This window comes from Mesorhizobium sp. P2_E6 (assembly GCF_056403835.1).
Genome location: NZ_JBFUEQ010000012.1, coordinates 72,785 through 88,735, shown reverse-complemented (window position 1 = coordinate 88,735; position 15,951 = coordinate 72,785). Strand labels below are relative to the sequence as shown.

General features: G+C 63.5%; 17 protein-coding genes. 5 read left to right on the top strand and 12 right to left on the bottom strand.

Annotated elements, in window-relative coordinates; genetic code table 11:
- Nucleotides 1–3: 3 nt before the first annotated feature.
- The gene (locus AC1D08_RS26330) at nt 4–1,230 is read right to left on the bottom strand and encodes a Zn-dependent hydrolase (RefSeq protein ID WP_457151400.1); all 1,227 of its coding nucleotides are present in this window, start codon (nt 1,228–1,230) and stop codon (nt 4–6) included.
- On the bottom strand, nt 1,227–2,435 hold the full coding sequence (locus AC1D08_RS26325; protein ID WP_477226443.1) for a diaminopropionate ammonia-lyase: 1,209 nt from the start codon (nt 2,433–2,435) through the stop codon (nt 1,227–1,229). Before AC1D08_RS26325 ends, AC1D08_RS26330 begins: the two co-directional genes overlap by 4 nt.
- Before the next feature lie 127 nt (nt 2,436–2,562).
- Between AC1D08_RS26325 and AC1D08_RS26320 the strand changes: the two genes are divergently transcribed.
- Both AC1D08_RS26320 and AC1D08_RS26315 read left to right on the top strand, forming a co-directional pair.
- The gene (locus AC1D08_RS26320) at nt 2,563–3,042 is read left to right on the top strand and encodes an Lrp/AsnC family transcriptional regulator (protein ID WP_457151399.1); all 480 of its coding nucleotides are present in this window, start codon (nt 2,563–2,565) and stop codon (nt 3,040–3,042) included.
- 75 nt (nt 3,043–3,117) lie between these two features.
- Complete coding sequence (locus AC1D08_RS26315; RefSeq protein WP_457151398.1) at nt 3,118–4,260, top strand: flavin-containing monooxygenase; 1,143 nt, start codon at nt 3,118–3,120, stop codon at nt 4,258–4,260.
- A gap of 35 nt (nt 4,261–4,295) precedes the next feature.
- On the opposite strand, the gene AC1D08_RS26310 is transcribed toward AC1D08_RS26315, so the two are convergent.
- The 6 genes from AC1D08_RS26310 to AC1D08_RS26285 form a co-directional block, all read right to left on the bottom strand.
- On the bottom strand, nt 4,296–6,404 hold the full coding sequence (locus AC1D08_RS26310; RefSeq protein ID WP_457151397.1) for a molybdopterin-containing oxidoreductase family protein: 2,109 nt from the start codon (nt 6,402–6,404) through the stop codon (nt 4,296–4,298).
- A 64-nt stretch (nt 6,405–6,468) separates the two neighbouring features.
- On the bottom strand, nt 6,469–8,346 hold the full coding sequence (locus AC1D08_RS26305) for an ABC-F family ATP-binding cassette domain-containing protein (RefSeq protein ID WP_477424416.1): 1,878 nt from the start codon (nt 8,344–8,346) through the stop codon (nt 6,469–6,471).
- 134 nt (nt 8,347–8,480) lie between these two features.
- Nucleotides 8,481–8,930 carry a Ros/MucR family transcriptional regulator gene (locus AC1D08_RS26300; protein ID WP_095086277.1) on the bottom strand — a complete coding sequence of 150 codons (450 nt, stop codon included), beginning with the start codon at nt 8,928–8,930 and terminating at the stop codon, nt 8,481–8,483.
- Nucleotides 8,931–9,091: 161 nt separating this feature from the next.
- On the bottom strand, nt 9,092–9,295 hold the full coding sequence (locus tag AC1D08_RS26295) for a hypothetical protein (protein WP_095086282.1): 204 nt from the start codon (nt 9,293–9,295) through the stop codon (nt 9,092–9,094).
- Entirely contained in the window at nt 9,288–10,214 is a 927-nt protein-coding gene (locus AC1D08_RS26290; RefSeq protein WP_457151394.1) for a DMT family transporter, read from the bottom strand. Before AC1D08_RS26290 ends, AC1D08_RS26295 begins: the two co-directional genes overlap by 8 nt.
- A gap of 45 nt (nt 10,215–10,259) precedes the next feature.
- Nucleotides 10,260–11,093, bottom strand: a complete 834-nt coding sequence (locus AC1D08_RS26285; RefSeq protein ID WP_457151393.1) for a hypothetical protein — start codon at nt 11,091–11,093, stop codon at nt 10,260–10,262.
- A 110-nt stretch (nt 11,094–11,203) separates the two neighbouring features.
- Here AC1D08_RS26285 and AC1D08_RS26280 point away from each other — a divergent pair, with 110 nt between their 5' ends.
- The gene (locus AC1D08_RS26280) at nt 11,204–12,145 is read left to right on the top strand and encodes a LysR substrate-binding domain-containing protein (RefSeq protein ID WP_477424414.1); all 942 of its coding nucleotides are present in this window, start codon (nt 11,204–11,206) and stop codon (nt 12,143–12,145) included.
- A 24-nt stretch (nt 12,146–12,169) separates the two neighbouring features.
- Here the strand turns inward: AC1D08_RS26280 and AC1D08_RS26275 are convergent, their stop codons facing one another.
- Nucleotides 12,170–12,682, bottom strand: coding sequence for a DinB family protein (locus AC1D08_RS26275; RefSeq protein WP_457154580.1), 513 nt, complete (start codon nt 12,680–12,682; stop codon nt 12,170–12,172).
- A 60-nt stretch (nt 12,683–12,742) separates the two neighbouring features.
- Here AC1D08_RS26275 and AC1D08_RS26270 point away from each other — a divergent pair, with 60 nt between their 5' ends.
- Nucleotides 12,743–13,432, top strand: coding sequence for a glutathione S-transferase family protein (locus tag AC1D08_RS26270; RefSeq protein WP_457154579.1), 690 nt, complete (start codon nt 12,743–12,745; stop codon nt 13,430–13,432).
- Nucleotides 13,433–13,515: 83 nt separating this feature from the next.
- On the opposite strand, the gene AC1D08_RS26265 is transcribed toward AC1D08_RS26270, so the two are convergent.
- On the bottom strand, nt 13,516–13,950 hold the full coding sequence (locus tag AC1D08_RS26265) for a DUF2934 domain-containing protein (RefSeq protein WP_457154578.1): 435 nt from the start codon (nt 13,948–13,950) through the stop codon (nt 13,516–13,518).
- 131 nt (nt 13,951–14,081) lie between these two features.
- Between AC1D08_RS26265 and ndk the strand changes: the two genes are divergently transcribed.
- Nucleotides 14,082–14,504, top strand: coding sequence for a nucleoside-diphosphate kinase (gene ndk / locus AC1D08_RS26260; RefSeq protein WP_027048827.1), 423 nt, complete (start codon nt 14,082–14,084; stop codon nt 14,502–14,504).
- A 108-nt stretch (nt 14,505–14,612) separates the two neighbouring features.
- On the opposite strand, the gene AC1D08_RS26255 is transcribed toward ndk, so the two are convergent.
- Both AC1D08_RS26255 and AC1D08_RS26250 read right to left on the bottom strand, forming a co-directional pair.
- Nucleotides 14,613–15,377, bottom strand: a complete 765-nt coding sequence (locus AC1D08_RS26255; RefSeq protein ID WP_477424411.1) for a YbaY family lipoprotein — start codon at nt 15,375–15,377, stop codon at nt 14,613–14,615.
- A 95-nt stretch (nt 15,378–15,472) separates the two neighbouring features.
- Entirely contained in the window at nt 15,473–15,949 is a 477-nt protein-coding gene (locus tag AC1D08_RS26250; protein ID WP_184871122.1) for a molybdenum cofactor biosynthesis protein MoaE, read from the bottom strand.
- Nucleotides 15,950–15,951: the final 2 nt, after the last annotated feature.

Below are 15,951 nucleotides of genomic sequence, written 5' to 3'. Positions count from 1 at the left end.
GACCTACCTTGCCAGTTCCGTGACCACATCAAGCAGGATGTTGGCGCCGGCAACAAGCTCGGCATCCTCGGTGTGCTCGCGCGGATTGTGGCTGATGCCGCCGGCGCTCGGCACGAAGATCATCGCTGCCGGCGCGATACGCGCCATCATCTGTGCATCGTGGCCGGCGCCTGATGTCATGCGTTTGACGCCGAGGCCGCGGTTTTTCGCGGCAGCCTCGATCAGTTCGACAATGCGGATGTCGAAGATCACCGGCTCGAAGCGGGCCAGCCGCTCGACCGAGATCGTCACGCCTTCGGTGTCGGCAAGCTGTTCGAGACAGGCAGCAAGTGCGGCCTCCTCCGCCTGCAGGCGCTGCTCATCGGGATCACGCAGATCGACGGTGAAGACGGCCTGGGAGGGAATGACGTTGATGGCATTCGGCTCGAAGCGAATCGTGCCGACGGTGGCGACCGTCGGCGTGTTCGAGGCTTTGGCCCTATCGTGCAGGAAGGTGATGACCCGCGCGGCGGCGTAGCCGGCGTCGCTGCGCATCGACATCGGCGTGGTGCCGGCATGGTTGGCGACGCCGTCGATGGTGATGCGTTGCCAGGAGATGCCTTGCAGATTCTCCACCGCGCCGATCGGCACGCCTTCGCGCTCCAGCACCGGCCCCTGCTCGATATGCAGTTCCAGATAGGCGTGCGGCTTGAGGAAGCCGGGCTCCTTGTCACCGGCATAGCCGATGCGGGCAAGCTCCTGCCCGAGCACGCTGCCGTCGGTGCCGACAGCCGCCAGCACCGTCTCGAAGCCGATGCCGCCGGCATGGACCAGCGAGCCCATCATGTCGGGGGTATAGCGCACGCCCTCCTCGTTGGTGAAGGCGGCAACCGCGACCGGGCGCGACGGCGAAAAGCCCGATGCCTTGAGGGTCTCGATCACCTCCAGCCCGGCAAGCACGCCGTAGCAGCCGTCATAGATGCCGGCATCGATGACCGTGTCGATATGTGAGCCGACGAGCAGCGGAGCCTGCCCGGCATTGTCCGGGCTCTGCCAGATGCCGAAAATGTTGCCGACCCGGTCGATGGCGACATCGAGCCCGGCCTGCCGCAGCCAGCCAACGAAGAGGTCGCGGCCCAGCCTGTCGGTGTCGGAGGCGGCCAATCGGATCAGCCTGCCCTCGCTGTCACGACCGACGGCGCCGAGTTCACGGATACGGCCAAGCAGGCGCTGCGTGTCGACGGCGATCACAAATCTGCTCCCGCAAGCATCTTGCCGGCCAGCACATCGGCCGGGCTCATGCCAACCAGTTCGGCATAGCGATGCGGGTCGGTGGCGCCTTCGGTGTTGATCACCAGCACCCGGGATTTGCCGTCGAGTCCAAGGTCGGCCTGGTTGTCGGCCACCGCCCGGATCAGCCCTGCAAGGCCGACGCCGCCGCTTTCGCCGGCGACGATCACCGGATCGCCGGCACGTGGCTGCGCCAGCCGCCGCATCACCGCTATGGCCTCGTCCTCATCCACCGTCATGAAGGCGTCGGCGGCACGCGCCAACACCCGCCAGGCGACCGGAGAGGCCTCGTAGCATTCCAGCATCGCCATCACCGTCGGCTGGCCATGCGCAACCTTCACCACGCACCCCGCCTGGGCGGCCGCGACAACGCACGCGGCGCGCGCGGGCTCGACCACGATGAAGGTCGGCCTGGCATTGCCGAGCACGATGGCAAGATAGCCGGCGACCGCGGCGGCAATGCCGCCGACACCGGCCTGGACGAACACATGGGTCGGTGGCTCCCGGAGCTGGCGCAATGCTTCGCGCACGATCGCCGTATAGCCCTGCATGACGAGGCCGGGAATGCGCTCATAACCTGGCCACGAGGTGTCGGAGACCACGGTCCAGCCCTTCTCGGCCGAAAGTTGGGCGGCTTGCCTGACCGAGTCGTCATAATTGCCGTCGACGCGGATCATCTCTGCGCCATAGCGAGCGATGGCGGCGATACGCTGCTGGCTGACGCCGGCGTGGACGAAAATCACTGCCCGCGCACCGACGAGTTGCGCCCCTTGCGCGACCGACCGGCCGTGATTGCCGTCGGTGGCGCAGGCAACCGTCATCGTCGCGGCAACCGCCCGAACATCCGGCTGACTAAGATCGGCCACATCGACGGGTCGACCAAGCGACCGACCTGCCTCTTCCAGCACCAGGCGGAAGACAGCATAGGCGCCGCCCAGCGCCTTGAAGCTGCCGAGGCCGAGGCGAAAGCCTTCATCCTTGATATGCAAGGCACCGAGGCCGAGTTCAGTCGCCAGCGCCGGCAGCGCATGCAGCGGCGTCATCCGGTGATTGTCCCGATGGGCAAGGAAACGCTCGACCGTGTCGGCCCCGGCGACCCCGAGCGTTTCGGCATCGGCCGGGTCAAGCGTCTGGCGGTGCAAGGCATTGCGGTTGGGCAGGAACACTGGGCGATCGGGTAGGAACACTGGCGGCCTCCTTGGCAGTTCAGCGAGAACATATTGCAGGATTGGCGCAAAGAGCGCTGTAATACGACCCTCGATATGCAAGTTTGTTTCGTCAGGGATGTCTCGATTGCCCGTATTGCCATCCTCACTTGATAGTTTCGATCTCGCCATCCTTACCATCCTGCAGCGGGACAATACGACGCCCCAGCGGGTGATTGGCGAGGCTGTCAATCTTTCGGCGCCGGCAGTGCAGCGCCGCATCAAGCGCATGGAACAGACCGGCGTCATTGCCGCCAATGTTGCCCTGGTCGAGCCGGCGGCGGTCGGCCAACCCATCACCATCTTCGTCGAGGTGGAGCTCGAGAGCGAACGCACCGAACTCATCGATGCGGCCAAGCGGCAATTCTCGGCCGCGCCGGAAGTCCAGCAATGCTACTACGTCACCGGCGAGGCCGATTTCATCCTGCTCATCACCGTCGCCGACATGGGCGCCTATGAGGCGCTGACGCGAAAACTGTTCTTCGACAGCAACAATGTGCGGAAGTTCCGCACCTTCGTCGCCATGGACCGCGTCAAGGTCGGGCTGACGGTGCCCTTGCCCGGTTGAGATTTTGCCGGCGGGCAGACCCGGCTGCCATGCTTTTGACATTCTCCGGACGCGAATTTGTTGGCGGAGGCGCGCTTGGACGACACCACCCCAGTTGCAATTATCGGTGCCGGGCCAGCGGGTCTGGCCGTTGCCGCATGCCTGCGGCAGGCCGGGGTGGACTTCGTTCTTCTCGAAAAAGAGGCGCAGGCAGCACCCGCGTGGCGACGTCACTATGAGCGCGTCCACCTGCACACGACCAAGCGCTATTCCTCGCTGCCTTTCGTGCCCTTTCCCAGGGATTACCCGCGCTATGTGCCGCGCGATCTCTTCGCCGACTATCTCGATGCCTACGCGCAACGCTTCGACCTGCGGCCCCGCTTTGGACAGACAGTGCGGATGATCACCCGGCAAGGCAGAGGCTGGCATGTCGAGGCGACATCCGGCGCCCTGCATGCCTCCCACGTGGTGATCGCGTCGGGCTACAACGCCGAGCCGCTGATGCCCGGATTTGCCGGTGCCGAGGCCTTCAGGGGTCAAAGGCTGCACAGCGCCGACTACCGCAACGCCACGCCTTTTGCCGGCCAGTCGGTGCTGATCGTCGGTATGGGCAACACCGGCGCCGAGATCGCGCTCGATCTGGTGGAAGGCGGTGCGCGGCCGACGATTTCGGTGCGCGGCGGCGTTCATATCGTGCCGCGCGAGTTGCTTGGCGTGCCCATCCAGATAGTCGGCATGGCGGCTCGCCTGATGCCGCAACGCATCAATGATGCCTTGTTCCCCGTCATCCTCGATCTGGCACTGGGCACGCTGGAGAAATACGGGCTCAAGCGACCGAGCCAGGGGATGTTGCAGCAGATCGCCGTGGCGTCGCGCATTCCGGTGATCGATGTCGGCACGGTCGCCAAGATCCGCGAAGGCGCAATCAAGGTCGCACCCGACATTGCCGAGATCACCGAGCAAGGCGCCCATTTTGCCGACGGCAAGCGTCGCGAGTTCGATGCGATCATCTTCGCCACCGGCTTCCGGCCGGGCTACGCCAGGTTGCTGCAGCCTGGCATCCAGCCGGGCCGCAGCGGCGCCAATGGGAGGGCTTCGGAACTCGGCCTCTATCTCATCGGCTTTCACAATCCGGTCACCGGATTGCTGCGCGAAATCTCGATCGAGGCAGGGCAGATCGCCGACGACATCCGGCTGCAGCGAGACCGAAAGAAGGCGGCCGAATTCCTGCCGGTATGATTTTGGTTCCGGACCACCGTGTGCTTCGTCCAGCCTCAGTCTGCCGCGCGTAGCCACACCTTGTTGTCGTGGAAGGCAGCGCCGCCATAGGGTGCCGGCGCATCGGCGCCGGTCAGCACGTTGATGCCTTCGCCGCGCTCATGCGCGCTGTTTGGCCAGATGCCCTCGGCAATGACGACGCCACGCTTGATGCCGTCGAACAATCTTGCGTGCAGCACCACCTCTCCGCGCTGGTTGCCGACCTCGACGCGGTCGCCATCGGCAAGCCCATGGGCCGCCGCATCGTCCGGATGCAGAAGCAGTTCCGGCCGCACTTCCTTGGCCTTCGACACCGGTGTTTCCGAAAATGTCGAGTTGAGGAAATTGCGCGCCGGCGATGTCGTCAGCCGGAACGGATGCGCCTCATCGGCGACCTCGATCAGGTCGACATGGTCGGGGAATTCCGGCAGCCGCTCCACCGGGCCGAACAGACCCATGCTCTTCGGCGGCCGGTTCGGCGCCGCCTGCCCGGTCCAGTCGGCGCGGAAGCGGAATTTTCCATCCGCATGGCCGAATCCCTTGATGAAATGCGCGGTGTCGAAATCCGGCTGCAGGTCGACCCACTTGTCTTCCTTCAAGCTATCGAAGCTGCCCAGCCCGCGCTTGCCCAGGATGATGTCGATATGCTGCTGTTCTGTCAGGCCGAAGCCTGGACGATCGGCGACGCCGAGGCGCTCAGCCAGTTCCTCGATGACGAAATGGTTGGTGCGTGGCCCTCCGGGCGGGTCGATCAGCTTGGGGCCGAGCGTGATGTGCTGGTTGCCGCCGCCCTTGTAGACGTCGTCATGCTCGAGGAACATTGTCGCCGGCAACACGACATCGGCGAGCTTGGCCGTGTCGGTCATGAACTGCTCGTGCACGCAGGTGAACAGGTCGTCGCGCAGAAAACCCTGCTTCACCAGCCGCTGCTCGGGCGCGACATTAACAGGGTTGGTGTTCTGGATCAGCATGGCCGTCACCGGCGGGCCGCCATAGAGCGCGTCCTTCGCCCCGGTCAACACCGGGCCGATGCGCGAATGGTCGAGATGGCGGACCGAGGGATCGCGCATCTTCGTGCCTTCCAGCACCTCCTGGTTGAGCTTGAAGATGCCGGAATTGGAATGGAAGGCGCCACCGCCCTCATATTGCCAGCAGCCCGTGACGGCGGCGATGGAGGCGGCGGCGTGCATGTTGACCGAGCCGTTGCGCTGGCGCGAAAACCCGTAACCGAGACGGAAATAGGTTTTCTTGGTCGTGCCGACGAGGCGGGCGAAATCCTCGATCTCGGCGACCGTCAGACCGGTGATGCTGGCCGCCCATTCCGGCGTGCGCGTCCGCAGATGCTCTTCCAGCCCCTTTGGGTCATCGGTGTATTTTTCGAGATAGGCGCGGTCGGCCATGCCTTCCCTGAACAGCACGTGCATGACCGCGCAGGCCAGCGCGCCGTCGGTGCCGGGCTTCAGCACCAGGCCGAGGTCAGCCTGCCTCATCGTCGCGTTCTCATAGACGTCGATGACGACGATCCTGGCGCCGCGCTCCTTGCGCGCCTTGATGGCGTGGGTCATGACGTTGACCTGCGTGACCACGGCATTGGTGCCCCAGATCACTACGCAATCGGATTTCGCCATCTCGCGCGGATCGGGCCCCCGCAAGGCTCCGGCCCCCATCATCCAGCCGGTCCAGGCCAGATTGGTGCAGATCGAACCGAAAAAGCCGGAATACTTCTTGGCGTGGCGCAGCCGGTCGATGCCGTCGCGCTGCACCAGCCCCATCGTGCCGGCATAGTAATAGGGCCAGACCGTCTCCGAGCCGTATGTCTTCTCGGCCGCGATGAACTTTTCGGTGACGAGGTCGAGCGCGGCCTCCCAGCTGGCGTCCTTCCAGGCACCGTCACCCTTGGCACCGGCCCGCACCAGCGGCTTCAGCAGACGGTCGGGATGATGGACGCGGTCGGCATAGCGCGCGACCTTGGCGCAGATGACGCCCGATGTATAGCTGTTGGCCTTGGCGCCATGGACGCGGCCGATGCGGTTGCCGTCAAGCAGTTCGACCTCGAGCGCGCAGGTCGATGGGCAATCATGCGGACAGGCCGAATGGCCGATGTGGAGCTTGGCGTGCTGGTTCATGGGGGTTGTCTAGCGGCTATCGAATGCGGCGTGTAGGGCCAGATGAGGCCCTTAACTTCTCCCCCTACTCCGCCGTGCCTTCCTCATATTCGGCCGACATGTTCAGCCATTTCTCCTCGTGGCCGGCCAGCGTTTGGGCCAGCTGCGAGCGCTCCTTGGCCAGCCGGGTCGCGGTCGAGGGATCCTTCTCGTAGACGGCCGGATTGGACAGTTCGTCCTCGATGCCGTCGATGCGCTTGCGGATGCGGTCCATCAGCGCTTCGGTGGCGCGGATTTCCTTGGCCAGCGGCTCGAAAGCGGCGCGACGCGCTGCCGCATCGCGGCGGCGGTCGGCCTTTGACGCCTTGTCCGCCTCGCGCTTGCCGCGGCGGTCGCCGGACACACCGGTGACCAGCGTCTTGTAGTCTTCGAGGTCGCCGTCATACGGGTTGACCGCGCCGTCCTTGACCAGCCACAGCCGGTCGGCGGTCGCCTCGAGCAGATGGCGGTCGTGCGAGATCAGGATCACGGCCCCCGGAAATTCGTTCAGCGCATGGATCAGCGATTCGCGGCTGTCGATGTCGAGATGGTTGGTCGGCTCGTCGAGGATGAACAGGTTCGGCCCCTCGAAGGCCGACAGGCCCATCAGAAGCCGCGCCTTCTCGCCGCCGGACAGGTCCTTGGCGGCGGTGTTCATCTTCTCGGTGGTGAGCCCGAACTGGGCGACACGCCCGCGCACCTTGGATTCCGGCGCCTCCGGCATCAGCCGGCGGACATGCTCATAAGCGTTCTCCTCAGGCCGGAGATCGTCAAGCTGATGCTGGGCGAAGATCGCTACCTTCAGGCCGGGCGCCACCGTCATGGTGCCGGTCTCCTGCTTCAGCCGGCCGGACAGCAATTTGGCGAAGGTCGACTTGCCGTTGCCGTTGGCGCCGAGCAGCGCGATGCGGTCGTCGGCGTCGATGCGCAGCGTCATCTTCTTGAGGATCGGCTGCCCCTCGGTGTAGCCGACATTGACGTTGTTCAGCGCCACGATCGGCGAGGCCACCGTCTTCACCGGCTCGGGAAAGGAGAACGGCCGCACCGTATCGTTCACGATCGCAGCGATTGGCTTCATCTTCTCCAGCGCCTTGATGCGCGACTGCGCCTGTCTCGCCTTGGAAGCCTTGGCACGGAAGCGTTCGACGAAGGATTCCATATGCTTGCGGGCGGCTTCCTGCTTGACCCGGCCCTTCTCCTGCAGTTCCTTCTGCTCGGTATACTGACGCTCGAACTGATCGTAGCCGCCACGCCAGAAGGTCAGCTTCTTCTGGTCGAGATGAACGATAGAATTGACGGCGCGGTTGAGCAGGTCGCGATCATGCGAGATCAGAAGAACGGTGTGCGGATACTTCGACACATAGTTTTCCAGCCACAGCGTGCCTTCGAGGTCGAGATAGTTGGTCGGCTCGTCGAGCAGCAAAAGGTCGGGCTCGGCAAACAGTACGGCCGCGAGCGCCACGCGCATGCGCCAGCCGCCGGAGAAGGACGAGGCCGGGCGGCGCTGCGCAGCATCATCGAAGCCGAGACCGGCAAGAATGGTGGCCGCGCGAGACTCGGCTGAGTGCGCGTCGATGTCGGCCAGCCGCATGTGGATGTCGGCGATGCGGTGCGGATCTGTGGTGGTCTTTTCCTCTTCAAGGAGTGCCGTCCGCTCGAGATCGGCCTTGAGCACGATCTCGATCAGCGGGTCCTCGGTGCCGGGCGCTTCCTGCGCCACCTGGCCGATGCGCGTGTTTTTGGGCAGGCTGATCGAGCCCGTCTCGGAGGCGAGATCGCCGGTGATGGCCTTGAACAGCGTCGTCTTGCCGGTGCCGTTGCGACCGACAAGACCGGCCTTGGTGCCGGCCGGCAAGGTCAGCGAGGCGTGGTCGAGAAGCAGGCGTCCGGCCATGCGGAGCGAAAGGTCGTTGATGATCAGCATGGCCGCGCTTTTGCACCGGACATCAACGCTTCGCAAGACCTTGCGGGCCAGTTGGCCGCACAAGGCCTGAAAACGACGCCCGCAAAGGCGTCGTCAAGGCAGCCGATCAGCCTGCCTACCTAGCCAGGAAGCGCTCAGGACGTCGCCTTGCGCTTCGTCGCCTTGGCTGCGACGGCCGGCGCTGCTGCCGGCTTGCGGCCAAGTCCTGTCGACTTTGCCAGCGCCGACCGTGTCGCCGAATAGTTTGGCGCAACCATCGGATAGTCCGGCGGCAAGCTCCATTTGGCCCGGTAGTCGTCCGGGCTCAGGCCATAATCGGTCCTGAGATGTCGCTTGAGCGACTTGAACTTCTTTCCGTCCTCAAGACAGATGATGTAGTCGGGAAACACCGACTTCTTCGGGTTCACGGCCGGAACCAGGCTTGGGCTTTCCGCGACAGGTGCACCAGCCAGCTTGCGCACCGAAGCGCTGACGCTGGCAATCAACTCAGGTAGACCGGAAGCCGGAAGCGGATTGTTGCCTATGTACGCTGAGACAATATCGGCCGTCAGTTCGATAACGGTCTTATCATCGATATTTGACAATTCTATCACCCTATTTCCGACAAAGTCATCCACCCCAGTGAAGACTTGTGTCTTTGTATCTTTTTAACCGCGCCCCCCAACGGACCGCCAAGTCTCAACAAGGAACCAAGACTCGCAAAAATACTTTTCATGGGAAATCGACGTCGCGCAAATTAGAAAATCTAATACTTGGGACTAGCAGACTTAGCAGCATGACCGTCGGCCAATATCTCTAGAATACGCTTCCAACGGGCGCAACGGCTGAAGTCCTTTTGCTCTATAGCCTTTTCGGCCTTCATGGCGGCATAAAGCGGTGCCTCGGCGCCAAATTCCTTGATCAGCCAATGCGCTTCCTGCCTGGCCAGACGTTCGTTTTCGTCAAACATGGTTCTCGGCCTCCGAACGTTCCACGCCGACCGCGACGCAACTGCCGATGACGAGGACGGCTCCGACAATGGCCGTCATCGTCAGCCTTTCGCCCGACAGCGTCAGCAGCAGCGTCGAAGCGATCGGCGTGAGATAAGCGACGACCGCGACCTTGCCGCTGCCTTCGAGCTTCAAGGCGCGTGACCAGAAGTAGTAGCCCAAGCCCATCGGACCGGCGCCGAGATAGAGGCCGAGAGCCAGGTCCATGCCGACGGGCCAGGCGAAACCGTCGCGAGCGCACCACAAGAACGTCAAGGCGACACCGATCAGCGACGATGGCAGCAACAGGCGATCCGGCGAGGTGGCGACCCGTCCCACCATGACCGAATAGAAGGCCATGCACAGTGCGGACCCGAATGCGGCGACATAGCCGACGAGATCGCCCTGGAGCCAGGATTGGTTACGCCCTCCCGAAATCACCAGTGCAACGCCGACGAAGCCCACCACCGCGGCGAGGCCCAGCAGTGCCGGGCGCCGTGGATTCTGCAGAGCGATGACCGCCGCAGCGACCATCAACGGCCAGGTGTAGGCCACCAGATTGGCCTCGATCACCGGCATCGAAGCGAAAGCGATGTATTGCAGCACCATGGTGCCGACCAGACCGATGAAGCCGACCGCGAGCGAGACGAGCGCGGGCCCGGCCGAGACCGGCGCGGGCCTTTCCCGGCTCATCAACCGGATGGCGGCGAAGACGAGCGCAGCTCCTGTAAATTGCAGGAACTGCACCTGCGACACCGGATGGCTGGCCAGCAGGGATTTGCCGACCAGCGCATTGGTCGACCACAACGCCACCGCGCCGGCAGCAAAGACCAGCGCGGATGCCGAGCCGGATCCATGCCGAAGGAACCGGTGTGGCGCTCTATCTCTGCGTTCGACCATGATCCTGTCCGAAAGTCGGTTCCCACTTTTCGGGATCAAGGCTCATTACCATGATTCCCTGGCTCCGCCCGGAATCGGCGCCTCGGACGACGCCGGAACGGGATGCTCTTGCTCGAACCGGCGATAGGCCGGCAACTGGTTGGTCCAGACGTCTTCGGCCAGCTCGTTGACCCATTCGCGGTCATGGTCGTTGTCGGCGGCGAGATAGAACATGCGGTTGTCGTCGACATAGGGCTTGGCCACGGAGCGTTGGTTGAGCACCAGCGTGACGCGCTCGCCGAACCGGATCGGCGCGGTGCGGTGCAGGACACCGAGAAACTGCCCAAGCGTGGCGTAGTTCATCTTGTGATCAATGCGCATGACACGGTTGCGCGGAATCTCGCGGCCGGATTCGAGGATGGCGCGGCCGGTTTCGGAGTCGTCGCAGTAGATTTCGAGGTGCCCGCCGACCAGCGGATTGCTGATCGACAGCGGAATGAGCTCGGTGACCGGAACGCCATCGCAATGCCATTCGACGGCGCCGTCCTTGGGATTCATGAAGGTCACCGTCGAGCCGACGATCGACAGCGGATAGGGCTCCAGCTTGGTGCCCATCATGTCGGACAGCCGCTCCAGGCGCAGCTTGTCATGCAGCAACTCCTTGATCTCGGGGATGAAACGGTCGGCGCCGGTGATGAAGGTCAAGTCAAGGTGCTTGTGCACGGCATGGCTGGCCTTGAGCTTCAGAGCAGCTTCCTCAATTGCTGCAAGCAGGGCCGGGTCATAGCCGTGCAGATATTGCGCGACGCCGAAACTCGACACCTTCCAGGCGGTTTCGTGACCGATGATGGCTTCGCGGCTCATCGCATAACGCAGTTCGGGGATGGTATGGGCGTTCATTGTACTTCTCCGGGGCGGGGGCAACACTTGGGAAACAGTCGATTAGATCACCCACCCCTGTAAAATTAGGAATGCTGGTGCTAGTGTAAGCCCAGCTTAAGGTCGAAACCGTGCGTCTGCTCAGTCAGGTCAACCTCAATTCGCTGAAAATCGTGGAGAGTGCTGCGAGGCACGGGAATTTCACGCGCGCCGGCGAAGAACAGTTTATCACCGCTTCGGCGGTCAGCCAGCGCGTCAAAAGCCTTGAGGATCAACTGCGTTTCAAGATTTTCCAGCGCGGCGGCAATGCTGTGTCATTGACGCCGGAGGGCGAGACTTATGTCTCGCGCGTTCGCGAGGCGCTGGAGCGGATCGTCGCCGCCAGCATGGAGGCGACCGGGCAATCGCAGGAGCATGTGTTGAAGATATCGGTGCTGCCGACTTTTGCGGCACGCTGGCTTTTTCCACGCCTGCCACTGTTCCAGCGGCAGCACCCCGATATTGTCATGCGGGTCTCGACATCCTACGCGACGCATGAATTCACGACTTCCGAGTTTGATCTCGAAATCCGCTATGGCGACGGCCACTTTCACGGGCTGCAGTCAGATTTGCTGTTTCGGGAAGACCTGACGCCGGTGTGCAGCAGGAAGCTCTTCCGCGAAATCCTGGGCGACAAGCCTCCGTCGAAGGTGCGGCCTGAAGATCTACGTCACTTCACGCTGCTGCATTCCGACACATGTACCCAGAACTGGCAATCATGGCTCGACTTCGCCGGCGCCGGCTTCGTGCTCCGGGAGACCAAAAGCATCTATTTCGATTCCTGCATGATGTCCTACGAGGCGGCTAGCGCCGGACTGGGATTCGCCGTAGCCAATCGTGCCTATATGGCCAGCGATATCCGGGCCGAAAGGCTGGTGGCTCCATTCAAGGTGCACCAGCCGAATACGGCGGGGTGGTATTTCGTCTGCCCCGACAAGACGCTGCACGCTCGCAAGGTATCGCTGTTCAAGCAGTGGATCGCAGCCGAAGCCGCACTGACGCAGAACCAGTTGGACAGCGAGACCGCCGGCTGAACTTCGATCAGCCCCCAACAGGGATCAGGCGAAAGCCCTGCCCTCCTCGGTGCGCTGGAAGAGCATCAGATCCAGACCCAGGCTTGGCCGTCCCAGGATGGTCAGGATCGTGTGCGCCTGGCCGCGGTGATGTGTCTGGTGGTTGAAGACATGATCGAGCGCCGGCGCCAGCCTCTGCGAGACCGTGCGCATGTCCGAGACCGTCATATAGGTGAAGCGGCCCGTCAAAGCCTTGTCGCTGAGGCCGCCGACCCAGTCGATGATCCTCTTGTCCTCGGCTTCACGCGCCATCCGCAGGCCGGGCAAGCCCCGGTGCAGGACGGCATCCAGCGTCGTCGGCGCGTCGCCCTCGCCGGTGAAGCGCTTCATCCAGATGCGGTCGGCTGTCAGCAGGTGGTTGAGCGTACCCATCATCGAGCCGAAGAAGGCGCCGACATTGCGGTTGAATTCCTCTTCGTCGAGTTCGGCCGCGGCATCATAGATGCGGTTGTTGGCCCATTGATTATAGGCCGCAAACATCATGAAATGCTGTCTCATGGCTTCCCCTCGGCTCGCATCGATGCGGGGCCTACCTAACCCGCGAGGGCCCCAACGCCAATGACCATTCTGCTCTATGACCTCGTCGGACGCGACGCTGGCCGTCCGTTCAGCCCGCATTGCTGGAAGGTGGCGATGGCGCTTGCGCACAAGGGGCTCGACATTTCGACCGCACCGACGCGCTTTCTCGAGGTGCCCGCTGTCGAGGGCGGCGTTTCGAAAGCCGTTCCGGTGATCCGCGACGGCGAGACGGTCGTCGCCGATTCCTTCGCCATCGCGCTCTATCTCGACGAAGCCTATCCGGATCGGCCGACGCTGTTTGGCGGCGAAGGCGGCAAGGCGATGGCGCGCTTCATCGAACGCTGGTCGCAGCTGACCATCCATCCCTATGTCACCACCGCGGCGATCATCGACCTCCACGTCATGCAGGACGAGGAGAACGCCGCTTATTTCCGCCAGAGCCGCGAGCAATGCCTTGGCAGGAAGCTGGAGGATATCGTCACCGCGCGCGACGCCGGGCTGGCAACATTCCGCACTGCATTGGAGCCGCTGCGCTCAATGCTCGGCTACCAGCCCTATATTGGCGGCGCGTCGCCGCTGTTCGCCGACTACATCGTTTTTGGCGCCCTGCAATGGGCGCGCATAGCCTCGCCCTACCAGCTGCTCGACGACAGCGACGTGGTGGCGCAATGGTTCGCCCGCTGCCTCGACCTGCACGGCGGGCTGGCACGAAAGGTGGCGGCGGCGTGACGCCGTCGCGCCTGACCTGGCGCTGGGCAGCCACGCAGGCTGTCAATCCCTTGCGGGGAAGGCCAGCTGCGAGATAGCCAAGCCTACTTGGCTGCCGCTTTTTTTGGCGTGCTGGTCTTTGTGGCAGGCTTCGCCACCTTGGGGGCGGCTTTTGCCTTGGGAGCGGCTTTTGCCTTGCCGGCGCCAGCTGCCTTTTTGGCTGCCGACTTCCCCCCGGCATCCTCCTGGTCGATGTCGGCTACCGCCTGATGCCAATGGCGATCATGCTGACCGGCCGGTTGTCCCTCTTCCAGCCAGATCTGATGCGCGCGGTTGCGAATGCGTTCCTGCCGATCGTCTGCCATGATCATGTTGTCTCCCTTCGGGCCGACTTCAGCGCGGCGCCGACACGCAACTATAGCAAGCAAAGCATCGCATGACAGCCATCCGATCTCGCCTGCTGAGTCCGCCTCATCGGCGCCGGCCTGACACAGAAACGCACAGTTGCTCCGGCCCTTCACATCGCTCCGGGCGTTCATTGCTCGGAATTGGCTTTCTGTCCGCTTCGCGGACCGTCCCTCGCCCCTTTGGCCTCACCCCTTGGCAATGGGCCGGGCGGCTTGTATAGAGCCCGCCACTCTCAATTCCATTCTCATCACAAGGACGACCCATGGCGCTCGAACGCACCTTTTCCATGATCAAGCCGGACGCTACCCGGCGCAACCTCACCGGCGCCATCACCAGGATGCTGGAAGAGGCCGGCTTGCGCGTCATCGCCTCGCGCCGGGTCTGGATGAGCCGTCGTGAGGCGGAAGGCTTTTATGCCGTCCACAAGGACCGTCCGTTCTTCGGCGAGCTGGTGGAGTTCATGTCGTCGGCACCGACCATCGTGCAGGTGCTGGAAGGCGAGAACGCCATTGCCAGGAACCGCGAAGTGATGGGCGCCACCAACCCGGCCAATGCCGCCGAAGGCACCATCCGCAAGGTGCATGCGCTGTCGATCGGCGAGAACTCGGTGCACGGCTCCGATGCGCCGGAGACGGCAGCAGAAGAGATCAAGTACTGGTTCTCGGACACCGAGATCGTCGGCTGACACGACAGTCCAGACCTTGGACCCTGTAAAAAGGCCGGCGTCTCGCCGGCCTTTTTCATTGACGCAACGATCGGCTCTCGCCGCGCCGGGGTGACGCCGGACCGGGCATCAGCTTGCGGCGCTGAAGCGCAGGATCTCACGGCCATCCTTGTCCGATATGACGAGCTTGCCGTCGCCGACGCTGTATGACGCCGCCTTGGTCAATGCATCGAACAGCGCCTTCTCCTCAGCCATCACCTCGGGCGCGCAGGCCTTGTAGGTCGAACCGATGTCCCTGATCGCGATCGCCTGGCCTTCGACCTTGGCGGTGGCGAAATAGGTGTTGCAGGGACCGCTGCCGCCCGCCTTACCGGCCTCGCTGATCCTGAACGTGGCTTGCGGCGCGGCGATGGCGCCAATGCCGTCGACATAGTCGACCAGCCAGATCTGACCAATGACAGAAGCCGTCTGCTCGGCGCTCGGCGTGACCATCTTCAGCATGATGGTCTGCGGCACGTCGGTCAGCGGATCGACCTGATGGCGCATATCGGAGATGAACAGGAGCTTGCCGTCGACGGTAATGCGGGCTTGCAAGGCGTAGGTCATCTGCGACCGGATGACGGAGGGATCGAATTTGATCTCGAAGCTGATCGGCACCTGGCCGGCCGGCTTCATATTCTGCTCGCCGATGATCGTGGCCGGCGCGTCGGCCAGCGAGACATCGGCAAGCTGCACGGAGAGCACGGCACTGGGCGGCAAGGCGATGCGCTCGCGATAGATCACCTCGCCCCGCACGGCATTTTCGGCGGCAGCAGACAGTTCCGGCACGGCCAATATGCCGACGACCAGAGGCACGAAACCGAAGACGAAGAACTCCGCGATCCTGTCCAGCATGACCATCTCCCTCGCCCGGGCTGCCAATGCCCAGGCTGACCAACCGCGGTCAATTGGCCAAAGGATTGCGGTCAATGCATGGCTGCGAAAGGATTTTATTCGGACGGTTTCCAGCGCTGTGCGGCCTTGGCGTCGGCTTCCTTGGCCTCGACCCAGCCGCCCTCGGAGCCGTCAGCGCGATGCTCCTTCTTCCAGAACGGCGCGCGCGATTTCAGGTAGTCCATGAGAAAGTTTGCCGCCTCGAACGCCGCCTGGCGGTGCGCCGATGCCGCCACCACCAGCACGATGTTGTCGCCGGGCGCGATCTTGCCGTGGCGGTGGATGGCGGTCAGGCCTTGCAACGGCCAGCGCTGAACCGCTTCAACGGCGATGCGGCTGATCTCGGCCTCCGCCATGCCGGGATAATGCTCGAGTTCGAGTGCCGAGAGCGCGCCCTGCTCATCGCGGCAGAGGCCGGAGAAGGTCACCACGGCGCCGATATCGGCGCGGCCTTGCGTCAGCCTGGCGATCTCTGCAGCGACGTCGAAATCTTCGCGCTGGATCCGCACCGTCGGCACCACGGCGGCCGACATGG